The sequence below is a fragment of the Acinetobacter sp. ESBL14 genome (assembly GCF_036668815.1).
GTDB lineage: Bacteria > Pseudomonadota > Gammaproteobacteria > Pseudomonadales > Moraxellaceae > Acinetobacter > Acinetobacter gyllenbergii.
Genome location: NZ_JAZEVS010000001.1, coordinates 684451 through 706932 on the forward strand (window position 1 = coordinate 684451; position 22482 = coordinate 706932).

Below are 22482 nucleotides of genomic sequence, written 5' to 3' on the forward strand. Positions count from 1 at the left end.
ATTGAAAATAAAAGGCAAAAAAAATGCCCACGAGAACGTGAGCATTTTATCAATTATTCACTCATTAAACCGTGAGCTTTTAACTTTTTGCGTAAAGTTCCGCGGTTAAGGCCTAAAATCTCAGCGGCACGTGTTTGATTGCCGCGAGTATATTCTAAGACCACAGATAAAAGAGGTTTCTCCATTTCTGCTAAAACCATGTCATAAACTTGAGATGGTTGCTCACCTTGCAATTGTGCAAAATAATGACGAACTGCGCGATCTACATGGATGCGAAGAGCGACATCAGATTGAGCCGTAAAAATAGGAGATTTGCTATTCATGCGTTTTAATCCGAAAAATCAAAATATCACTTGGGTAAAGTAATATAAATGTGGTCTAAATTACTGAGCCCTGTTTTAGATCCTAAAACAGTGACTCTAAAACAAAAGGACTATTAGCTTGCCACAAATCCTCGAATTGTGTAAAAAATAAGCGTAACAATAGTTAAATATTTGTTACCGCCTACTTTTAAAAACAAAAAAACCAACAATGCGCTTATGGGATAGAAGCACAGTTCGTTTAACGATTTTATTGTCTGTAAATTACGAGGAGTAAGTAGGTCAAAGCATTCGTGGCGCGTATCATACCACTGTCAGCGAAAAAGTGAGCAAATTAACTGCACTTTTTTTTGTTTTTTTGTCACTTTTTTGATCTTTTAGGGCTGTACAAATTCTAAACTATAGTCATTGAAGCTATTTTTGCTTTTCGGAAGGCTAAATTCAAAGCGAAATGGACTGTTTGATGGAATGCGTTGAATCGTTTTTAAACTGTCAACCAAATAGTCTTGTGGTTTGAGTAGTACATTAAAAACAGCTTCATCATTTTGTTTGAGCACGACTTTAATAGAAGGGAGTACTACACTATTCTCGTGATGATTTAAAAGTACGCCCGAAAAAACAGTTGCGTCTTTTTCTCCACGCTTAATTTTTACTTTTTCAAAGCTGAGATATTTGTATTGCTCATTGCTGGTTTGGCACGAGAAAATACCACAGGCATAATTAAACATCTGGTTTAGGGCAGGGCTTTCGTGCATGAGTTTTGGGTTGAACCACAAAATCTGAAAAGCAAAAACTAAAATCAAAGCAATATTGCCAACACCCCATAAGGTGTAATACATCCACCCATGCTGCTTCTCATTATTCTCATGGTCAATCAGTAAAGTATCTTCTGAAAGATTTAAATTGGGGAGGGCGGTAACAGGCTCGGTATTGAAATAATTGAGGTTGTTGAGGTAGGTCAATAAATCAATATTTGAGTTTTCAATTTTCTGATCAAAGATGCTCAAAATCTGCATTTGCTTTTCTGCAAAGGAGCTGTCAGGTTGAATTGAAGAAAAAAGTGAGCGATTGACAGGTGTCGGAATCGCTTCACTGTCTATTTCTAATAAGTTGGTTAATGCATTAAAGTTAATGACGCATTTTGGACAACAAACCATACCCTGTGCAACACTGAGTTGTGAAAGGGTCACTTTGTACACAGTTGAACATTTAGGGCAGCGGGTTTGTTTTTCACTCATAAGTAACAATGTTCTCAAATTGTTGTTTTACGTTTTCCTGAAATGCGACACCAGTTCTCTTCACGCTTTTCGATCTCTAATATATCAAAAAACTGTGAGTAAACACTAGAAACATCAGCAACTTGCTCTTCGATTACACCAGCAAGTGCGAACTCGCCCTCATTTTTTATTAAAGTTGAGAATTCAGGCGCAAGTGCCATTAAAGGCGCCGCTAAAATATTGGCGACAAGGACATCTGCTTGTTGTGGTTTAAATTCTTGATCAAACTCTTCGGGTAATCCTACAGAAAGACGATCCAGTACACCATTTAATTCTGCATTTTGTTTAGTCGCAAGTACCGCTTGTGGGTCAATATCAGTCGCATAGACTTTTTTAGCACCCAATAGTAAAGCCGCAACACCTAAGATGCCTGAACCACAACCATAATCGATGACAACTTTGTCTTTTACATCGGTTTTACCTAACCACTGCAGGCACAAGAAAGTGCTGGCATGGTTGCCAGTACCGAAAGCCAGACCTGGATCTAGCTTGATATTGGTTGCATCAGCTTCAGGGGGTTCTAACCATTCTGGTACGATCCAGTATTTTTCACCAATTTGAATTGGTTCGTAATAATCCATCCACGCGCGTTCCCAAACTTGGTTTTCTAGATATTCATGGCGCATAGGTACATCAGGAAGTTGGCCTTTTAAGAAAGCTTCTAAAGTATCGACATCAATTGGGTCATCTTCTTCTTGTTGGTAAATCCCCGTGACGATAACTTTATTCCAAAGCGGGGTTTCTCCAGGTAATGGCTCAAGCAAAGCTTGGTCTTCAGCATCATCTAAAGTCACGCTCACCGCGCCTAATGACAGGAGTAATGTTTCGGTCAGTTCGACTTGGTTTTGATCAACAGTAATATGAATTTGTAGCCAGTTCACAGGAAAACCTAAATAAATGTATTTGTGCTTATTGTAATAGATTCATGCTTGTTAAAGGGATTATAAAGTAGACAGATTACAATTTTAAGATGAAATATTTTGTCCTAATGCAATCTATTATATTGTTTTTATATAAAAGAAGACCAAATTTGGCCTTCTTTTATATCATTTGTTTATTCTGCATTAAGGTGTAGTTTGTTCGACATCAGGCGCTACTGGCGGTGTAGGAGCCATAGGAGGCGCTTCCATAGGCGCAGTACTATTGTCTACAGGTGCACTACTGACTGGACGAGGAGCAGACTGGGTTTCAGAAAGGCGACTTTGGGTCTCGACGGTCGCATTAGATGCTGGTGTTGGCGGTTGGAATGCTAACTTACCCGCTTCATTTGGCTCACATGAACCATTGAAAACAACGCCTTTAAATGCAAATGAAACTGGATCACCTTGTTTTTTGCCTTTACAGACCTGTTGATATTTTTTGGCCTGTTGGTCTTGGCTAGCTTTGGTATCTGCATGCGCAGCTACGCTAAAACATAGGCTACAAATAAGAGATGAAAATAAAAGCTTTGAGTTCATATCATTGTCCTAAAGTATTTTTTATACACTTTTTAGAATAAGAAACTGGGCAGATAAAACAGTGGTGTTCAAGTTAATAGTGATGAATCGCTGTGTGCCGTCTAAGAGAAAAATGCAACATAAGGTTTCTTTTTGTATGTTCTGTAGCCAGAACAGGGAGTTGCAATCCTCAACTATCTTGACGGTTTTTGGCAATTTAATGCAAAACTCCTGTATAATGCTCTGTCTTTTTTTGAATACACATTTACCACTATGCACTATCCTAAAGTTTACGACGTTATCGTAATTGGCGGCGGTCACGCTGGTACGGAAGCAGCGCTTGCTGCGGCACGTATGGGAAGACAAACATTATTGTTAACGCATAACATTGAAACTTTGGGGCAGATGAGCTGTAACCCAGCAATTGGTGGTATTGGTAAATCACATCTTGTTCGCGAGATCGATGCACTTGGTGGTGCAATGGCACTTGCTGCGGATAAAGGTGGTATTCAATTCCGTATTTTAAACTCTCGTAAAGGTGCGGCTGTGCGTGCAACACGTGCGCAAGCGGACCGTGTACGTTATAAAGCAGCGATTCGCGATACTTTAGAAAATCAGGCGAATCTGGATATTTTCCAGCAAGCTGCAGACGACTTAATTGTTGAAGGCGATACTGTTAAAGGTGTTGTGACGCAAATGGGTATCCGTTTTGATACCAAAACAGTGGTATTGACGACAGGGACTTTCTTGGGAGGCGTGATCCACGTTGGTCTACAGAACTCAAGTGGTGGCCGTGCGGGTGATCCTCCATCAATTGCTTTAGCGCATCGTTTGCGTGAGCTGAAATTACCTGTTGGGCGTTTAAAGACGGGAACTCCACCACGTATTGATGCCCGCACCGTCGATTTTTCTGTCATGACACCACAGCCGGGTGATTTCCCATCTCCAGTGATGTCATTTATGGGGGATGCTTCTATGCATCCTGAACAAGTGAATTGCTATATCACGCATACCAGCGAAAAAACCCATGAGATTATTCGTGGTGGTCTAGATCGTTCACCAATGTATACCGGTGTGATTGAGGGGGTTGGTCCACGTTATTGCCCATCAATTGAAGATAAAATTCATCGTTTTGCTGATAAAGATTCACATCAAGTGTTCTTGGAACCAGAAGGCTTAGATACCCATGAGCTTTATCCAAACGGAATTTCAACTTCTCTACCATTTGACGTGCAGTTCAATTTGGTTCGTTCAATCCGTGGTATGGAAAATGCACATATTCTACGTCCGGGCTATGCAATTGAATATGACTACTTCAATCCGCAAGCATTAAAATTCACACTTGAAACCAAAGCGATTCAAAATCTGTACTTTGCTGGTCAAATCAACGGGACTACCGGTTATGAGGAAGCGGGTGCACAAGGTTTGCTTGCGGGTTTAAACGCTGCACGCCGTGCCTGGGAACAAGAAGAATGGACACCAAAACGTGATCAAGCTTATATGGGTGTATTGGTTGACGATTTGATTACATTGGGTACCAAAGAGCCGTACCGTATGTTCACTTCGCGTGCGGAATATCGTTTGATGTTGCGTGAAGACAATGCCGATCAACGTTTAACCTCTATTGGCCGTGAACTTGGTTTGGTAGATGATGAGCGTTGGGCTGCATATAGTGAAAAAATGGAAGCAGTTGAGCGTGAAACCTCTCGTTTACAGCATTTATGGGCGGCACCGAATAACCCAATGGGTAAAAAATTCGTCGAAATGACCGGTGCTGATCTGAGTAAAGAATGTAGTGCGATTGATTTGCTGAAACGTCCGAATATCAATTTTACTCAAATTGCTGAATTAACCGGTTCAGAAGTATCTGAGCAAGTGGGCGAGCAAATTGAAATTGCGGTAAAATACCAAGGTTATATTAATCGTCAACATGAAGATGTTGCTCAATTAAAACGTCTCGAAGAAACTAGAATCCCTACAGATTTTGAATATGAGGGTATTTCAGGTTTATCACGTGAGATCACATTAAAGTTAAACACTGTTCGCCCTGAAACCTTAGCGCAAGCAAGTCGTATCCCAGGGGTAACACCAGCTGCGGTACAGTTATTGATGATCACGATCCGTAAAAATAATATGGCGAAAAAGTCGGCATAATTGCCGCCTTCGTCTGTAGCCGTTAATGTTAAAAACACCCTTTATAAAAGGGTGTTTTTTTCTGCTATACAAATTCTGTTAGGTTGTGTTTGATTGAGGGAGGTGAGTAAATGAACAACTGGATTATTTTATTCATTGCCATTGCTGCAGAAGTGATTGCGACATCAGCCTTAAAAAGTAGTGAGGGTTTTACCAAACCTGTTGCGTCTATCGTGGTTGTGGTGGGCTATGTCATTGCATTTTATTGCTTGTCTTTGACCTTGAAAACTATTCCTGTTGGAATTGCGTATGCGATTTGGTCTGGTGTTGGAATCGTGTTGATTACCACAGTCGCCTGGTTTGTTTTTGATCAAAAACTGGATATTTGGGGAATCATTGGGATTGTCTTGATTATGAGTGGTGTGTTGATTCTTAATTTGCTGTCTAAAACCAGCTCGCATTAATATTGCAATAATAAAAAACCGAACGCAAGTCTCGTTCGGTTTTAAGCATACGTTGGTTCTATTCTTAAAGTGCCACTTCAATCCCTTGTTTTAAATTTTGCTGATCAAATTGCGTATTGGCATCAATTTGAGCATACGCTTTTGGCAACAAGCGACGTGCTACATGATTTACTTTTTTTTCTAACCACTTTGGCATGTTGATTGCCAATGGATTGGTTTCAGTCTCAGATACATTGGTCATCACTCGCGTTCCCATGATGTAATCAAACCAAGGCTTGGTCACACACCAGTTCGCATTCTGATTGCTGGTCATGTGGTGATCATAATGCCAAGGAATCCGTTTTTTAGCGAACTCTGGATCTAGGTGTGATTTGGCATGCACCTTCCAATAATTCCAAATGCCATAGTAAAGCCCTGCAGTAAAGAAGGGTGCAATCGGTAGAAAAATGGTGGATGCAGCCGCTAGGCCGATGAGTGCCGATTTTTCATTGTACATTTCAGAATTTTTAAACATCGACTCAGCATAACCTTCATCATGAAAGCCATTTAAGCGAGCGCGTTTATGGTGAGCAATATGGGTAAAGAAAGGACTGTTTCTATTCTTGCTTGGAAATTCATGTAACCAGACTTTGTGAAAGTACCATTCCATACCATTAGCAACAAAAACACCTACTGGAAAACCGATCATGTTGGATTACCTCGTCTAACATAGATCGGATTTTAGAAAGGAAAGGCTTAAAACTTTTGACTTATCTGGCAGCTTTTATCAGCCTATTAAATCAATTTAAACTTGTTTACGTTGACGATATGCCGTTGGTGTTTCCCCAGTCCATCGTTTAAATGCTCTTGAAAAAGCGGAGGGTTCAGAAAAACCAGTAAGATAAACAATCTGGTCAATACTTTCTTCAGTTTGGGAAAGCAGTCGCCGTGCCAGACGTTCACGATAATGAGCAATGATTTTTTCATAGCTGGTATTTAACAGTTGTAAATCAGCTCTTAAGCTACGCGCACTACGTCCTAAATGCTCAGCAATGATGTTCTGATCAAATTCGCCAGATTCTAATAAACCACTGGCCAAGATTTTTTCGATTTCGTTTATAAGCTGGTGTTTGTTCAATAGCTCAAGCTGTGAGGCAGCATGATGTTCATGTACTTTTAACAGTTCAGGTTCGTGTGCAGCAGAGGGTATTGCTAATTGTGTCTCATCAAAGCAAATGTAGCCATTACTTTGACCGAGTCTAACTGGACATCCCCATATTTTTTGATATTTTTCTTGAGGCGCGCCATTTAGATAAGGCAGACCAATTTCAGTTGGTGTAAAAGTTCCATCACTGATGTATTTAAAGAAATTGAGTAAAATCCCAATCGCACATTCCAGATAATGCCGTATTGGATGATTGAGACCTGAAATCATCACCATATTTTCATTAAGTGTTTCGAGTCTAAAGGACATTGCATCAGTCAGTAAGGCTTGATAGCGAATGGTCCTTTTTAGACCTTCACCGAAGGTTGGACTGCTGAGAAAAAGATATTCAATCACTTGTCCGCGAAATGGTGGCACATTCGCACCAATATGTAAGCCAATATCAGCATCTTGGCTGATTTCTTCAGCAGCTTGCCAAAAGCGCTGCTGAGTTGCGTTATCACGGCGTACAAATTTATCAGGTGGTTGATCGGGCAGATGAACACTGGCAAAGATAGCGGCAGCATCGAGATCCATCTTTTGCATGGTTTGGTAAACCATCCATAGAAAGATGCCTGCATCAGAGGTTTTTCTTGAAGTCATAAAACAGGGCAAAGAGGTGTTTTAAAACAATATACGCTGTTCTTTTTAAGATAGGAATGGATTGAGTTAAGTCTAAGGGGTGAAGGTACTTATGCTGTGATAAGTACCTTATTGAATCTGTTTATTCGGTGACTTCAACCGTTACGCTATAGGTATAAGATTGTGCAATAGGCTGTTTGCTGCTGTCACTATTGGCTTCAGGATAGCTCGTGGTGATCAGATAAATCCCTGCTTCACTGAATTTTACTTCAACCTCACCTTTGGCATTGGTTTTTACATGGGGCTGATCACGCTTCGCATTCGGTTGATAGCTGCTGGCACCTTTAAAGACATCAACTTCTAGATTTGGAACAGGCTTACCATCCATGAGCACTTGTGCTTTAAAAGATTCACCTGCAAACAACTCATTTGGATGAGTGAGGAACTTAAATTCAAAGCCTTTGTTGCTCACGGTAGGTACAGCGCTTGGTTTGCCTTTGGTGACAAAACTTTCAGCAATATAGGTGTTGATGGTTTGAGCAGTTTTTGCATTAGCAGGAATTTGGTCTTCAGCAATAAAACGGGGTGGTTGATTTGCTGGTGCTTGAGGTGCTTTTTGCTCTGCATTATTGCCTTGTGGCGGCATTGGATTGGCATTGGCAGGGCGTTGTGGGCGAACACGTAACCAACGACCATCAATCAATGCATATTTGGTTGGGTTGCCGGTCGCATTTTGCGTGCGAAGTCGATAAGTGCCATCTGTACTTAAATTAGCTTCAGCAATATTGAATTTCTTTAATTCGGCTGCTGCTTTGATGGTTTCCGTTTTACCTTCGGGAGTGGTGAGTTGATAATCTGTTTTAAAGTTACGACTTGCGACAAAAAATTTTTCAATGGTGATTCCGCTTTGGAAGCTCACGTTATCCGCTTTACTGTCGAATACTTCTGGCAATAAAAAAGGGCTTGCTGTATGGGCAAAGCTGAGGGTTGGTAGCGCAGAAAATAGAGCAATAGTGAGCAGATGACGCATGAAGAATTCCTTAAAAGAGAAATAAACAAAAATGCAAAAGAATTGCTACAATCTACTTGATAACGAGTATCAGTTGCAATATTATTTCGATAAATTTTTAATCGTTTTTATGCCATTAGACATATATAGATGAACACGTTATTTTTCTCCCTAATGTGTATCTCAAGTGAATAGAATGTTTTTGATTTTATTGAAAATAAAATGATTTCACTTTCATGTTATTTTGGTTGTAATTTATGCGTGAGACCAAGCCATTTGCTTTTCATAAAGCTTATGTATTGGCTTAGGTAAATCTTAGAAAATGGAAGCTTAACGATGTCATCAACGCAACAAATTTTTCGCCCAATTCACATCATTTTTCGTTTATCTCCGTTGATGGCAGCCATCGCTGTATTCATGTCTCCAGTGACTATAGTTCAGGCCAATGAAACTACTGTAAAAGACCCTCAGACACTACAAGCACCTGTTCAAACGCCAAGTTATAGCTTTCATCAAGATCATATTTTAGGAACTTCTTTGGATGTGGTTGTGACCACTCCACATCAAAAAGATGCGGAAAAGGCATTACAGGCAATTCAGAACGAAGTGGCACGTTTGGATCAGATTTTATCGGTATGGCGTGATGACAGTGAAATTACTCAACTCAATCGTGAACAACAGATCGAAGCTTCCTCTGAACTGTATGAAGTAATTGCAGCATGTGAACAATGGCGTAGTGCGACCTGTGGTGGTTTTGATGCACGTTTAGGTCAATTGATTCAATTGTGGGAGCAAACTCATCAGGTACAAAACCTAGATGACCAAACCCAAGAAGCGCTTTTAAGTCAATTAAAAAACCAAAGTATTGAGCTAAACCCAGAAACCAAACAGATTAAACTCGATTCAGCTGTCAAAATTGCACCAGATGCTTATGCCAAGGGTTATGTGATTGATCGTGCCTTGATTGCAGCAAAACAAGCGGTACCACATTTACAAGGAATTTTGATTGATATTGGCGGTGATATGCGGGTGTGGGGCCAATCACCCCAACAAGCAGGCTGGAAAATTGGCATTCAAAATCCAAATGAACGCTTTGATAATGCCGCACCAGCTCAGGTTTTGAATATTAAAGATCAAGCAGTGGCATTGAGTGGTCAGGGTTATCGTTCATTGGCAGGTCAATCGCATTTACTCAACCCACAAACGGGTATGCCGATTCAAACCATTGAACAATGTGTGGTGGTTGGACAGTGTGCTGCGGATGCAGATGCTTTGGCAACCGCTTTAACGGCCATGTCACCTCAGGAAGGGATGCAACTGATTGAGCAATTAGTTGGATTTGAAGCACAATTGGTTGCGGCTGATGGTAGTCTTTACCAAAGTTCAGGCTGGTCTACACTATTAGATGCCAATCAAGCTGCAATCATGCGTCATGTCGCAGGCAATGGCGCAGCAACGGCTTGGCCTAAAGGTTATCAGGCACAAGTTGAGGTCAATATTCCTAAGCTTGCCGTTGATAATTATCGTGCGCCTTATGTTTCAGTGTGGGTCACGGATAGTGATAAAAAATTGGTGCGTACCCTTGCGGTTTGGGGTAAAGATGAGAAATGGATCAATTCAAATTATGTGTGGTGGCGTCGCTATGGTCGTCAAATGCCAAATCTAGATGCAGTGGCTAAGCCATCGCGTCAGCCTGGACAATATCGCTTGGCTTGGGATGGTAAAGATGAGACAGGCAAGATGGTTGATGCGGGTAAATATTTAATCCATATTGAAACCTCGCGTGAGCATGGTGATCATTCCTATCAAAGCTTTGAATTAGAAGTGGGTCCTAAAGCACAGAACAAAACACTTCCAGCGCAGGCTGAAATTGGTACACTGAAATTAAACTTTCAACGTGGTGCTTAATTAAAAGCTCACTCATTCCATGAGGCTTGTCTCTTGTATCAACGCCGTGATTTTTACCGCCATGCACGTTATGTGCATGGTTGGCTATCTGCCTTTGCTTTCATTGTGCTGATTTTTTTTGCAGCAACTGGATTGTTGTTGAATAATCCCGATTGGTTTAAATCATCTAACGATGAACAAATTGTAAAACTCACTTTACCCGCTGCTTTTGTCAGTGCGATCCAAAAACAAGAAAATCCAACTCAGGCGATTCTAGATTTTGTTCGAGACAAGCAGCCGCTGATTGGGCGTTATAAAAGCAGTGAAGTGATGGATGGGGAAGTGATGATTCGTTTGGAGAGCCCTGCGGGTTCAACAGACCTATGGGTGTTGATGGATGAAGGTCAAGTGGAAATCACGCAGAAGCCCGCAAGCACGGTTTCACTGCTCAATGATCTACATCGCGGTAAAAATGTCGGTGCAACATGGCACTGGTTGATTGATATCAGTGCGATCATCATTATTTTACTGTCCTTGGCGGGCTATATCTTATTTTTGACCATTAAAACGCGTTTAATTACCCATTTGCTTTTAACTGCGGCAAGTTTATTGACGATTATTTTACTCATTTGGTTTGCCATTTAAGGTGAAGTCATGACTCAAGCCGTACTGATCGTTATTGCAATTTTAGCAATATTATTGGGTCTACATCTTTTTGTGATTGCGTGGTTGTACGGTCAGCAAAGACAGTCAAAAACTTCTCTACAACAGCATCCAGCTTATTTGGTGGTCTATGCCAGTCAGTCGGGACATGCAGAAGTTTGGGCGAAACATACCGCGGAACAATTACGTTTGCTGGGTGATCAAGTCTTAGTCAAAAATATTCAGGAACTGAGCCACGATGATCTAATTCAACAGCAACGAATTTTATGGGTGGTGAGTACCTATGGTGAGGGGGATGCACCCGATAGTGCACAATCCTTTATGAATAAGTGCTTTAGCGAAAACTTAGATTTATCCCATTTATCCTTTGCAGTGCTGGCTTTGGGAGATCGGCGCTATGCTAATTTCTGTCAATTTGGACAGCGATTGGAACAATGGTTGCTTCAACAGCAGGCACAGCCTTTATTTGATACAGTTTTAGTGGATCAAATGAAGAGCCGTGATTTAGAACACTGGTTAAATAGATTAGAACAGCTGACTTCAATACAGTTCAGTGATTTAACCCATTCAGAACGGGTGCTGCAATTCAAGTTTGCACATCGGCAGTGTTTAAATAAAGGCAGTATTGGTGAGCCGATTTATAAAGTTCAATTGATTGGGGATGAGGACTTGGTTTGGTCATCAGGTGATATTTTAGAGATCCAATGCGAAAACAATCTGGATGATATTGAGGCGTTTTTGCAATCACAGCATCAACCAATAAATGCTAAGTTGATCGCTCAATTAAGCACCTTGAATTTAAGAAAATTACCAACCCAAGTAGAGCAGTCTTTTCAGCAATGGTTAACCCAATTTGAGCGCTTACCCAAGCGTGAGTATTCGATTGCCAGTTTGCCTGAAAATGGCTTTATTGAGCTGGTCGTTAGGCAACAATATACGGAAACAGGTCTGGGTCTAGGCTCTGGCTGGCTGACACAAGGCTTGCAGCGAGACCAAATTTTACAAGCTCATATTCGTCATAACCCAAGCTTTCATTTACCGCATGATGCTAGACCTTTGATTTTGATTGGTAATGGTACAGGGATTGCGGGTTTGCTGGCACATTTACGCCAAAGAGAACATTGGGGTTATCAGCAAAACTGGCTGATTTTTGGTGAACGACAGCAGCAATTCGATCATCTTTATCAGACGGAAATTCATTACTGGCAACAGCATGGTTTTCTCGATCAAGTTGACTATGCATTTTCCCGTGATCAAGCCGAAAAAATCTATGTACAAGACTGTTTAAAAGAGCGATCGGCGCGATTACAGACTTGGGTTGCGCAAGGCGCAGCAATTTATGTCTGTGGTAGCCTTAAGGGAATGGCTGGTGGCGTTGATCAGGTCTTAAAAGAGGTTTTGGGTGTTGATTTGCTGGAGCAACTTAAACAACAACAGCGCTATCAGCGCGATGTCTATTAATCGGATTCAGCTAAAACCAGTGCTTTAATCTTGCTGGCTTTTTCAAAATGATCCAGTCGATGCGCTATGATCCACCAATGGGCAGCCTCCATGAGAAGTTCAGGATCATCATTTTTATTGGCAAAGAAAGCATAAAAAGAAAGCCCGACGTTTTCGCCTTTTTTGGCAATTTTTTCATTGCAGACATGAATAATTTTGGCTCTTAATTCGGCTCTCATTGTGTTCTAAATTCTGGAGGATAAGTTTGATTGTATCATAGCATTAAAATTATAAATGATTGTAATCGTTTGGTTTAATCCTTATTTTTAAACAACTCAAGTCAGCTATGCCTGTACTGATTGAGTTGTTTCAATGATTTTAAAGCCAAGGAAAATTAGAACTTTTTCTCCAATGAAAATTGGAAGGAAGGGATGCTTTCATTGGTTCTTGCTTGATAGAGACTCCCATCGGCTTGGTTGGTTAAGCGTTCCTTATAATGGGTACTCAAGACGTTGTTGAGATTAAGACTCGCTGCCCAGCCATGGCTAAAGCGTTTGGTTGCACTGAGATCTAAGCTGAAACGTTCATTGGTGGTGCGATCATAGGGTTGACTATCTAAGGCACGGGTAAATTCAGGCGTGTAACTCACATTCACGCTGGTCGAGAGTTGCCATGGTTTATAGCTATACGATAAACCCGCACTGGTATTATAAGGTGCAACATCACTGGCTAAACGTTCACGGTGTTGTTCATCTTCAATTTTGGCGCGAATCGTTGAGACTTGTCCATTGAGCATAAATGAATGCCCAGCTTCAGTTTGTTTGAGTGCATAGCGTCCAGACAATTCAACACCATAGGTGGTCGCTTGATCTTGGTTTTGTGGGCGCTCCACATAACGTGTACCTTCAAGTGAGATGACTTTCTCGATGTAATCTTTAATTTCACGATGATAGGCCGTTAAACTCAGACCACCACTGGCAGAGTCATAGGCGAGGGTGGATTCAGCCGCACGAATTTTTTCTGGTTTTAGATTGGGATTGCCGCCACGATCGGGATTATTCAAGCTACCTGCATCAGTATCTGTAGAGACAGTCACATTCGGAATCAGTCGATCGGTATTCGGACTTTTAAACGCTTGGCTTAAATTGGTTTGAATCGACCATTGCTCGGTTAGGTCAAAACGATATGCCAAAACAGGACTTAAATGTTGATCTTGGTAATCAACCAAGCCCGAACGATTTAACCATTCTTGGCGTGCACCTACAGTGATGGTTTGGCGGTCGGTAAAACGCCAGCTACCCTCACCATAAACAGCATAGCGTTGTTCATCAAGGCTTTTGCTCACATTACTATCGAGTTCGTTGCTACGTGTATCAAAACCAAATTTAATTTGACGGTCTTTATCTAATTTACGAACCCCATCATAAGCAAGACCATACTCATTTACCGTTTCATCAGTATAAATTGTATTTTGTGGCGAGCGCGTGAGCTGGGTTTCCGTCTGACGTTCAACAGACAAGCGGATTTTATCACTCAGGTCTTTGTCTTTACGTTCATAACGGGTGTTTAAGCGAATACTATCATTTTTGTCATCTTGAGTTTGATTGGCCGAATAGCCATCCATTTTGATATTGCGATAGAACAATTCAGCAATCAATTTTTGTTGATCATCCAGATCATATTGTAAGCGAGGGGAAAACATCTGCATGGTACGGTTAGTGGTACGAAGTTGTTCTCGCGTTCCTGTTGCTGTTTCTGTTTTAGTCATTGAGGTATTGTCTATCCACATTTGATTGGCAGAGACACTATACGACCACTGATTTTCACGACCGTCTGCTTGAATGTTGATTTGTTTGCGCTCTGATTGTTGTTCACCATTATCACGTAAGCCGTAGCCTAATTTTACTGTTCCATTTAAGCGGGTATCTAATGGCTCTTTTAAAATAATATTTATGACAGCGGAGGATGCAACTGAGGCTTGGGCAACACTCGGTTGTTTGATCACTTCAATACGTTCAATCATTTCTGGCGTAATGGTATCAATGACGGACATCCCACCACGAGGACCTCCTTGCACTGGTTCACCGTTGACTAAAAAGGTGGGTGCTCCGCCACCACGAAAACGCATGCCTGAAGCACCACTACCACCGCGTGGTCCTTGGCCAAAAGCCGGGATCTGAAATCCAGCAGCGCGTCTTAAAGCATCCATCACAGATTGGTCGCCGTATTGCAGCATTTCTTCACGGCTAATGATAGTTTTCGGTACCGCACTAATATCATCATCTTTGGCTTTTTGGGGTTCTGCAGAAGCTTTGAATGAAAGGGTTGGTAAAAGCTGTGTGCTTGATTCTGTCGACGTTGAAGTGGGTGGCTTAGTCTGGGGTTCGGTCGCGTAAATGGATGCACTTATACTGAGTAAGGCTGAGCTGAGTACACTCAACTTTCCATAAGAAATAGTATTCTTCATTATCAACCCCCAAAAAATGATCAAATTATTTTCCGTGTAGCCTAATGTAAAATTGTGTAGAAAAATGGAATTTACTCCTAAGAACTCAAAGATTTAAAAATTATTTTCAAGCTTGGGTTTGAAGATGAAAATGAAGCATAAATTTTAAATGCATAAGAAATGGCCTATTAAGTTAAAAATTAATGCAAAAAATGATGAAAATGAGAATGATTTTTATTAAAATTGTGGCGTTTTTATTATTTTTAATATTTTTTTAATTTTTGTCTGAGTTTTTTGAGAAGTTTTATGCGTTCTTTACCTTTAAATATGCATCACAAGCCTATTTTTAAATTTAGCTTGTTAAGCATGATGCTATTGCAAGCACAGTATGCGTTTGCCAATGAGACTGCTGCACCAGCTGCAGTGATGCCGACCATTAAAATTGAGGCGATGAGTGAGCTTGATCCAGTCAAAAGTTATATTGATTATGATCAGGCCAGTGTGACTCGTAATGGTCTTAAGAAAAAAGATATTCCACAAACCATCGATACCATTGATGTGCAAAAATATAAAATTTATGGGGCTAATGACCTTAGCGTCATGCTACAAGGGACGCCAGGTGTATCAACCAGTTATGACATGCGTGGTGATGGGATTAATTTAAGGGGATTCAATGCAGATACGGGCGATATTTATCGTGATGGTATTCGTGAAAGCGGTCAGGTTCGTCGTAGCACAGCAAATATTGAACGCATTGAAATCTTAAAAGGACCTGCATCCGTACTATATGGCCGTAGTTCGGGTGGGGGTGTAATCAATATGGTGAGTAAATTCGCTAACTTTGATTCAAAAAGCTCGGTGGGTATCTATGGTGGTTCATATGATAACTATGGAACAACAATGGATTTCAACCAAGTGCTCACAGATAACGTTGCTGTACGTTTAACTGGAGAATATGGAGAGTCTGATAGTTTCCGTTCAGGCATTGAAAATAAAATTGAAATGCTTTCACCAAGTTTTACCTATAAAAATGATGAGGGTTTAACTTGGACCATGCAATATACCTACGATAAATTGCATCGTGTGCCAGATCGTGGACCATCTTATACAGCGCTTCCAAAGGGAACCTCGATCAAAACAGGTTTTGCCCAAGAGGGAGACTATGTTAATGATGTTTTACAAGTTGCTCGTTCTGACCTGAATTATGAGTTTGCGCCAAACTGGAATTTTCATTGGGCACTAAGTTATCGCCAAGCAGAGCAAAATTTTGATCACTTCTATGCAGGCGGGTTATGTACGACAGAAAAAACTACAATAGCGAATGCCGGTACATGTAAAGGTCATGTCGGAGATATCTCACAAATTTATTATTGGCAAAGAACTGATAATAAAACCACCAGCAATACTTTTGATATCCGTGGTGAGTTTGATACAGGTCGTATTAAACATAATTTATTGGTCGGTGCCGACTGGACTTATGAACAACGTGAGCCACTTTTAGCAAATAAGAATAATGACGAGACGGGTATTTATGGTTATGTCAATCCATTAACTGGGGAGCGTAGTAGTTCTAGAGGTTCGGGCAACTTAAAACTTAATGCACACAACTATAACCAAGGCGAAGGTTATGGCGTATTTATTCAAGACCTCATCAGTTTTAATGATTATTTTAAAGTGATGTTGGGCGGGCGTTATGATTATTTCCAATCACAAACGACCAATCGTTTGCTCAAAAGTAATGATGATAATTATAAACGTCGTATTGATGGTGAAAGCTTTAGCCCAAATATCGGCTTTATCTGGCAACCTGTAGAAAGTCAGAGTTTTTATGCCTCTTATAGTAAGAGTTTTGCACCATTTGGTGGAAGAGTTGGAGTGAGTGTGGTATCTGCGGATACAAAAGTAAATGCGTTTGATGCAGAACCTCAATATAACGAACAATATGAAATTGGTGTAAAAAGTGATTGGCTAGATAATCGCTTAAATACACAACTTTCTGTTTATGATATCCGTAAAAATAATATTCGTTATAAACCAAATCCAGAAAGTGAGCCAGAAAAATGGGCTGTAGGTGGGCAGCATCAGTCTAAAGGTATTGAGTTTAGTTTTATTGGCCGAGCTTTGGATAATTTATTTGTTCGTGGTGGTTATAGCTATATGGACACAGAGGTCTCTAAAGATCCTAAGCCACAAAATGTTGGGAAAGAATTAAACAATACACCTCGCCATACAGGTAATCTCTTTGTTCGTTATCTGCCAACCGATAAGATTTATGGTGAAGTAGGGGCAACTTATGTTGGTGATGCTAAAATTTATCCAAACGGGAACTTAGATAGAGAACCAACTGACTTTGCTGGTTTTACTCGATTAGATGCTGCGATTGGTTATAGTGCTGATCCTTGGAATATTACTTTCGCTGTCAATAATGTGACCAATAAAGAATACTGGCGTTCAGAATCAATGCCAGGTACGCCACGCAACTTCTTGGTGCGTTTGAACTACCAGTTCTAATCTAAATACGTTATTGTGACTTTAAGCACTTTTGTCTAGACAAAAGTGCTTTCTTATTTTTTAGCTGCTGAAAATGAACAGTTTTTTCTATTAAAAAGATATAGTTTATATCTATCTTATTGAATTATATAAAAAGTCATTGCAAAAAAAACTGGAATATTCTAATATTTGATTGAGTAAAAATTAAGCAAATAAATTATGAAAATAACTATATAATTGTGATGTAGTTATCATTTGTGATTTTAATATGCGTTTTTGTTCTCGTTTCTCTTCTTTTTTGTTAGCATTAAAGAAAACTTTATAATAGAGATAATAATAATGAAGATTAAAATTACGATCATCTTGACCTTTTTTGTGCTCATTTTGGGTTATGTCGCTTATGTGGATGCTCAAACAAAAAAACGCCAAGAACTACTTAAAATTGTTCAAGATGCTGAAAGCAGCTTGAACACAATACAACATAGTCCTCATACGCATTTATCCTCATATCAGCGTACGCATTAGTTTTAGTGAGGAATATGAGAGCATTGTTAGCTCAATGATCCGAGATTGGGCATGAAATGCGCTTTTTTTGTATTGTGATACTCAAGTTTTGAGTAGAATCTGTTAAAATATTTACCATTAAATAAAAAGCTGCATTTTGAGATGCGGCTTTTTACGTTTTGATATCGGAATCGAATCTATACATATCCTCTGCGTAGCAAGTGCAAAACTGGCATATAGATTGCTTTGAGCCTTGTATACCTTTTTGTGTACATTCAAAAAAGATTGCAAACACAAACGTATAGATTTCACATTCTACGATCTTAGATTTCAACAGGTGCTATGTTATGACAACGCCTAATGCTTCGGCTGGTTTGCTAGAACGCTTATTTAAATTGAGCGATAACAAAACCAACTTTAGAACAGAAGTTCTAGCAGGTGTAACTACATTCTTGACGATGTGTTACATCATCATTGTAAACCCACTCATTCTTTCAGAAACTGGTATGGATCACGGTGCTGTGTTTGTTGCGACCTGTTTGGCTGCAGCAATTGGGTGTTTGGTCATGGGGATTATTGCGAACTACCCAATCGCACTTGCACCTGGGATGGGCTTAAATGCTTATTTTACCTATTCAGTCTGTTTAGGCATGGGCGTGCCTTGGCAAACTGCACTTGCTGCAGTTTTTGTCTCAGGTTTGGTTTTCCTTGCAATCAGCTTCTTTAAAATCCGTGAAGCGATTGTCAATGCAATTCCAATGTCTCTGAAATTTGCAATTGGTGGTGGTATTGGTTTATTCCTTGCCTTAATTGCTCTGAAAAATGCAGGCATTATTGTTGATAATCCAGCGACTTTAGTGGGGCTTGGGGATATTAAGCAACCAACAGTCTTATTGGCCTTATTTGGCTTCTTGATGATTGTGGTTTTACATCAGTTTAAAGTCCGTGGCGCCATCATCCTCAGTATTTTGGTGGTGACTGCAATTGCAACTGCAATGGGCTTGAATGAGTTTAAAGGTGTTGTTGGTCAAGTTCCTTCTCTAGCACCGACATTCATGCAAATGGACTTTGAAGGTCTATTTACTGCCAGTATGGTTGGGGTGATTTTTGTGTTCTTTATTGTCGATTTATTTGACAGTACTGGAACCTTGGTGGGTGTATCACATCGTGCAGGCTTACTGCAAGATGGTAAATTGCCACGCTTGAAGAAAGCCTTATTTGCTGACTCAACTGCAATTGTTGCCGGTGCTGCTTTAGGTACTTCTTCAACAACGCCTTATATTGAATCTGCTTCGGGTGTTGCAGCTGGCGGACGTACGGGTTTAACCGCAGTCGTTGTTGCATTCCTATTCATTGGTTGCTTGTTCTTGGCACCATTGGCTCAATCTGTTCCAGGTTTTGCAACTGCACCTGCATTATTATTTATTGGTGTGTTGATGATCCAAGGGATTACACATATTGATTGGGATGATATTACTGAAGCAGTTCCTGCATTTTTAACCATCGTATTTATGCCATTTACCTATTCAATTGCGGATGGTATTGCGATGGGCTTTATCAGCTATGCGTTGGTTAAATTACTGACAGGAAAAGCAAAGACAGTTCCTTATATGGTCTGGATTATTGCGGCGCTGTGGGTGTTTAAATTTGTTGCATTTGGTGGCTAAGCAAAACATCGCTATTCTTTTATCATTCTCTTTTTGAGCTGTTGTTGTAATGGCTCATTTTCAAGAGAGCTTAAAGGGCGTTATTTCGATAACACCCTTTTTTCTTTAGACGTGGAGTTAATATGAATCAAATCGAGCTGATTCGTGCTTTACCCAAAGCCGAATTGCATGTGCATATTGAAGGGACATTTGAACCAGAACTGATGTTTGCTATTGCACAGCGTAATCAGATTCAGATTCCTTATCAATCGGTTGAAGAAGTGAAGCAAGCCTATAACTTCCATAATCTTCAATCATTCCTTGATATCTATTATGCAGGCGCGAACGTGCTGGTGCATGAACAAGATTTTTATGATCTGGCTTGGGCATATTTTGAAAAATGTGCTGAAGACCGTGTCGTACATACCGAAATGTTCTTTGACCCACAAACGCATACTGAGCGTGGGGTTGAGTTTGCAACCGTGTTGGCTGGTTTAAAACGTGCCTGTACAGATGCAAAACAAAAGTTAGGGATCAGTTCTCAGTTGATCATGTGTTTTTTGCGCCATTTAAGCGAAGAAAAAGCATTTGAAACGCTGGAACAGGCATTGCCATTTAAAGATGATATTATCGCGATTGGTTTAGACTCAAGTGAAGTTGGGCATCCTCCAGCGAAATTTGAACGTGTTTTTGCCAAAGCACGTGAAGCAGGTTTCTTGATTGTGGCGCATGCAGGTGAAGAAGGTCCACCAGCATATATCTGGGAAGCGCTGGACTTGCTGAAAGTGAATCGTATTGACCATGGTGTGCGCTCAGAAGAAGACGAAGTTCTGATGACACGTTTAATCGCTGAGAAAATGCCATTAACCGTTTGTCCTTTGAGTAATTTAAAACTCTGTGTCGTCAACGATATGGCTGATCACAATATCCGTCGTTTATTACAGAAGGGCGTGCATGTTACTGTGAACTCGGATGATCCTTCATATTTCGGTGGTTATATGAATGACAACTTTGTTGCGATTCAGCAGGCTTTGGATTTAAACAATGATGAGTTAAAACAGTTGGCAATTAATTCTTTCGAAGCTTCATTTATTTCAGATGAAGAAAAACAGAAGTGGATTGCTGAAGTAAAACAAATTTAAATAAAAAAACCGCGTAAAGCGGTTTTTTTTATGCATGGAAATTTATTTGGGTTGGCGCAACATACTGAGTAGGACATTATCTTTATCAATCAAGTGATGTTTGATTGCCGCTAAAGCATGTCCTGCAACCAATAAACCCGCAAACCATGAGAGATAAATGTGAATTGGTTTAACAATTGCAAGTAAGTCTGGATTGTCTTGTACTAGGCGTGGAATTTCGAATAAATATAAAACAGGTGCAGGGTGTCCAGCGCTCCAGCTAAATAAACAGCCTGTAATTGGCAGTGCGAGTAGCATTAAATACAGCAGGAAATGTCCAACATGTGCCAAAGTTTTCATCAGCGGAGACATGGTGTCTGGTAGTTGAGGTGCAGGGTGGGTATAACGCCAAAAAATGCGAATCACAACCAAGAAAATGATGGTGGTCGCGATATTCTTATGTAGCGTAATCACATTGCCTTTAAAGCTTCCGTCAACATCATAGCTGAGGAAGTTGCCACTGTAGAAGCCAATCAACCAGGCGGCAATGAAAATAACAGCCATGAGCCAGTGAATAACTTGTGCCGTACGCGTGTAATATTGTGCTGAGGTTGACATTGCAACATCCTGGCTTTGTTATAGGTAATTATTTTTAATAATAGATAGCGCTTTTTCATTCTCCTACAGTGTAAATGTAACGGAGCGTTTTATGAGTAGAACGGTGTAAAGCTTATAAATGGCGTGTGATTGTTATATTATGTAAAGATCGCGCTGAGTCATATCATAAAACGTATCATTTAGGCACAATACGCCTGCCAAAATTTAGATACAGGTTAGAAATCATGAAAAAGTTGGTGCTTATTGTTGCCCCTGTTGTTTTAGCTTTAACAGGATGTGTTACGCCAGATGGAAGTAATTCGGCTGGAGCAACTTCTCAGCAGTTAGGTATGGCGGCATTGAAAGTTGCAGTAAATGCAAAATGTATTAATGAAATCAATGCACTTCCAGCTTGGAAAACAGCGACCCGTTTGATGACAGCGGAACAGCGCGACAATATTCAAACTGAAGTGTGTGGCTGTGTCAGCGAAAAGGCACCAAACAGCGTGACTGCGGTTGAATTAGCGACGGCTGCTATTGACCCAACTGCGCGTGCGACCATTGTGACTCAAGTTGTTTCGCAAACTGTGAATGCTTGTGTAGCAGAAACTTTACAAAAAGCTAGTTAAGCAGAATAGGCTGAGTCATCAGCCTTTAGAGATTTTTTATGAGAGTTGCAGGTGTAGATGAGGCGGGGCGTGGACCTTTAGTAGGTTCTGTTGTTGCTGCCGCAGTCATTTTAGATCCAAATAATCCGATTGAAGGCTTAAATGACTCTAAAAAGCTAACCGAAAAAAAACGGGAAAAGCTTTTTGTTGAAATTCAGGAAAAGGCATTAGCTTGGTCAATTGCTGAAGCAAGTCATACTGAAATTGATGAGCTGAATATTTTACAAGCCACGTTTCTTGCCATGCGTCGTGCAGTGGAAGGCTTGGCAACTCAACCTGTCAAAGTGATCGTGGATGGAAATCAGATTCCAAAAGGAATTAGCATTCCTTGTGAAGCGATTGTTGGTGGAGATGCGAGTCATGCCGAAATCAGTGCAGCGAGTATTCTGGCTAAAGTGACGCGTGATCGTCAAATGCAGGAACTTGACCAACAATTTCCTGATTATGGTTTTGCCAAGCACAAAGGCTATCCAACTAAAGCACACTTTGAAGCCATTGCGGCCCATGGTGTAATTGATGAACATCGCCGCAGTTATGGGCCAGTCAAGAAAGTTTTGGGTCTATAAAACAATTAAAGCGACTAAGAATAGTCGCTTTAATCATTCGAGAAGCATTC

General features: G+C 40.5%; 21 protein-coding genes. 11 read left to right on the top strand and 10 right to left on the bottom strand.

Features of this window, described 5'->3' with window-relative positions; genetic code table 11:
* Nucleotides 1-53: 53 nt before the first annotated feature.
* The 4 genes from fis to V6E90_RS03320 form a co-directional block, all read right to left on the bottom strand.
* Nucleotides 54-323 carry a DNA-binding transcriptional regulator Fis gene (gene fis, locus V6E90_RS03305; RefSeq protein ID WP_001086304.1) on the bottom strand — a complete coding sequence of 90 codons (270 nt, stop codon included), beginning with the start codon at nt 321-323 and terminating at the stop codon, nt 54-56.
* Nucleotides 324-697: 374 nt separating this feature from the next.
* Nucleotides 698-1558, bottom strand: coding sequence for a DUF3426 domain-containing protein (locus V6E90_RS03310; RefSeq protein ID WP_023270286.1), 861 nt, complete (start codon nt 1556-1558; stop codon nt 698-700).
* A gap of 14 nt (nt 1559-1572) precedes the next feature.
* Entirely contained in the window at nt 1573-2478 is a 906-nt protein-coding gene (gene prmA, locus V6E90_RS03315) for a 50S ribosomal protein L11 methyltransferase (protein WP_016540942.1), read from the bottom strand.
* Nucleotides 2479-2661: 183 nt separating this feature from the next.
* Nucleotides 2662-3054, bottom strand: a complete 393-nt coding sequence (locus V6E90_RS03320) for a hypothetical protein (protein ID WP_332604495.1) — start codon at nt 3052-3054, stop codon at nt 2662-2664.
* Nucleotides 3055-3306: 252 nt separating this feature from the next.
* Between V6E90_RS03320 and mnmG the strand changes: the two genes are divergently transcribed.
* Together mnmG and V6E90_RS03330 are read left to right on the top strand one after the other, a co-directional pair.
* Nucleotides 3307-5187, top strand: coding sequence for a tRNA uridine-5-carboxymethylaminomethyl(34) synthesis enzyme MnmG (gene mnmG / locus V6E90_RS03325; protein ID WP_332604496.1), 1881 nt, complete (start codon nt 3307-3309; stop codon nt 5185-5187).
* Nucleotides 5188-5297: 110 nt separating this feature from the next.
* Nucleotides 5298-5630 (top strand): DMT family transporter, encoded by a 333-nt coding sequence (locus tag V6E90_RS03330; protein ID WP_159724952.1) that lies wholly within the window; start codon nt 5298-5300, stop codon nt 5628-5630.
* A 64-nt stretch (nt 5631-5694) separates the two neighbouring features.
* Here the strand turns inward: V6E90_RS03330 and V6E90_RS03335 are convergent, their stop codons facing one another.
* From V6E90_RS03335 to V6E90_RS03345, 3 genes are all read right to left on the bottom strand, one after another.
* Nucleotides 5695-6318: a sterol desaturase family protein gene (locus V6E90_RS03335; protein WP_332604497.1), complete on the bottom strand. Its 624-nt coding sequence runs from the start codon at nt 6316-6318 to the stop codon at nt 5695-5697.
* A 96-nt stretch (nt 6319-6414) separates the two neighbouring features.
* Complete coding sequence (locus V6E90_RS03340) at nt 6415-7416, bottom strand: AraC family transcriptional regulator (RefSeq protein WP_332604498.1); 1002 nt, start codon at nt 7414-7416, stop codon at nt 6415-6417.
* Nucleotides 7417-7537: 121 nt separating this feature from the next.
* Nucleotides 7538-8425, bottom strand: a complete 888-nt coding sequence (locus V6E90_RS03345; protein WP_332604499.1) for a DUF4198 domain-containing protein — start codon at nt 8423-8425, stop codon at nt 7538-7540.
* Between the two features lie 315 nt (nt 8426-8740).
* Between V6E90_RS03345 and V6E90_RS03350 the strand changes: the two genes are divergently transcribed.
* From V6E90_RS03350 to V6E90_RS03360, 3 genes are read left to right on the top strand one after another with little or no spacing between them, the layout of a single operon-like run.
* Entirely contained in the window at nt 8741-10312 is a 1572-nt protein-coding gene (locus V6E90_RS03350) for a DUF2271 domain-containing protein (RefSeq protein ID WP_332604500.1), read from the top strand.
* A gap of 33 nt (nt 10313-10345) precedes the next feature.
* The gene (locus V6E90_RS03355; RefSeq protein ID WP_262757797.1) at nt 10346-10936 is read left to right on the top strand and encodes a PepSY-associated TM helix domain-containing protein; all 591 of its coding nucleotides are present in this window, start codon (nt 10346-10348) and stop codon (nt 10934-10936) included.
* A gap of 9 nt (nt 10937-10945) precedes the next feature.
* Nucleotides 10946-12415 (top strand): sulfite reductase subunit alpha, encoded by a 1470-nt coding sequence (locus V6E90_RS03360; protein WP_332604501.1) that lies wholly within the window; start codon nt 10946-10948, stop codon nt 12413-12415.
* On the opposite strand, the gene V6E90_RS03365 is transcribed toward V6E90_RS03360, so the two are convergent.
* Together V6E90_RS03365 and V6E90_RS03370 are read right to left on the bottom strand one after the other, a co-directional pair.
* Nucleotides 12412-12633, bottom strand: coding sequence for a DUF6500 family protein (locus V6E90_RS03365; RefSeq protein ID WP_332604502.1), 222 nt, complete (start codon nt 12631-12633; stop codon nt 12412-12414). The genes V6E90_RS03360 and V6E90_RS03365 overlap by 4 nt on opposite strands.
* A 155-nt stretch (nt 12634-12788) precedes the next feature.
* The gene (locus V6E90_RS03370; protein WP_262757795.1) at nt 12789-14861 is read right to left on the bottom strand and encodes a TonB-dependent receptor plug domain-containing protein; all 2073 of its coding nucleotides are present in this window, start codon (nt 14859-14861) and stop codon (nt 12789-12791) included.
* A 285-nt stretch (nt 14862-15146) separates the two neighbouring features.
* Between V6E90_RS03370 and V6E90_RS03375 the strand changes: the two genes are divergently transcribed.
* The 4 genes from V6E90_RS03375 (at nt 15147) to V6E90_RS03390 (ending at nt 20622) form a co-directional block, all read left to right on the top strand.
* Nucleotides 15147-17351 (top strand): TonB-dependent receptor, encoded by a 2205-nt coding sequence (locus V6E90_RS03375; RefSeq protein WP_332604503.1) that lies wholly within the window; start codon nt 15147-15149, stop codon nt 17349-17351.
* Nucleotides 17352-17669: 318 nt separating this feature from the next.
* Nucleotides 17670-17855: a hypothetical protein gene (locus V6E90_RS03380; RefSeq protein ID WP_262758412.1), complete on the top strand. Its 186-nt coding sequence runs from the start codon at nt 17670-17672 to the stop codon at nt 17853-17855.
* A 326-nt stretch (nt 17856-18181) separates the two neighbouring features.
* Entirely contained in the window at nt 18182-19501 is a 1320-nt protein-coding gene (locus V6E90_RS03385; protein ID WP_262758411.1) for an NCS2 family permease, read from the top strand.
* A gap of 122 nt (nt 19502-19623) precedes the next feature.
* Nucleotides 19624-20622, top strand: coding sequence for an adenosine deaminase (locus V6E90_RS03390; RefSeq protein WP_332604504.1), 999 nt, complete (start codon nt 19624-19626; stop codon nt 20620-20622).
* Between the two features lie 42 nt (nt 20623-20664).
* Here the strand turns inward: V6E90_RS03390 and V6E90_RS03395 are convergent, their stop codons facing one another.
* Nucleotides 20665-21219 (bottom strand): cytochrome b, encoded by a 555-nt coding sequence (locus tag V6E90_RS03395; RefSeq protein ID WP_065342359.1) that lies wholly within the window; start codon nt 21217-21219, stop codon nt 20665-20667.
* Between the two features lie 224 nt (nt 21220-21443).
* Here V6E90_RS03395 and V6E90_RS03400 point away from each other — a divergent pair, with 224 nt between their 5' ends.
* Nucleotides 21444-21827 carry a hypothetical protein gene (locus tag V6E90_RS03400; RefSeq protein ID WP_016540955.1) on the top strand — a complete coding sequence of 128 codons (384 nt, stop codon included), beginning with the start codon at nt 21444-21446 and terminating at the stop codon, nt 21825-21827.
* A gap of 38 nt (nt 21828-21865) precedes the next feature.
* On the top strand, nt 21866-22432 hold the full coding sequence (rnhB, locus tag V6E90_RS03405) for a ribonuclease HII (protein WP_262758407.1): 567 nt from the start codon (nt 21866-21868) through the stop codon (nt 22430-22432).
* Nucleotides 22433-22482 lie beyond the last annotated feature (50 nt).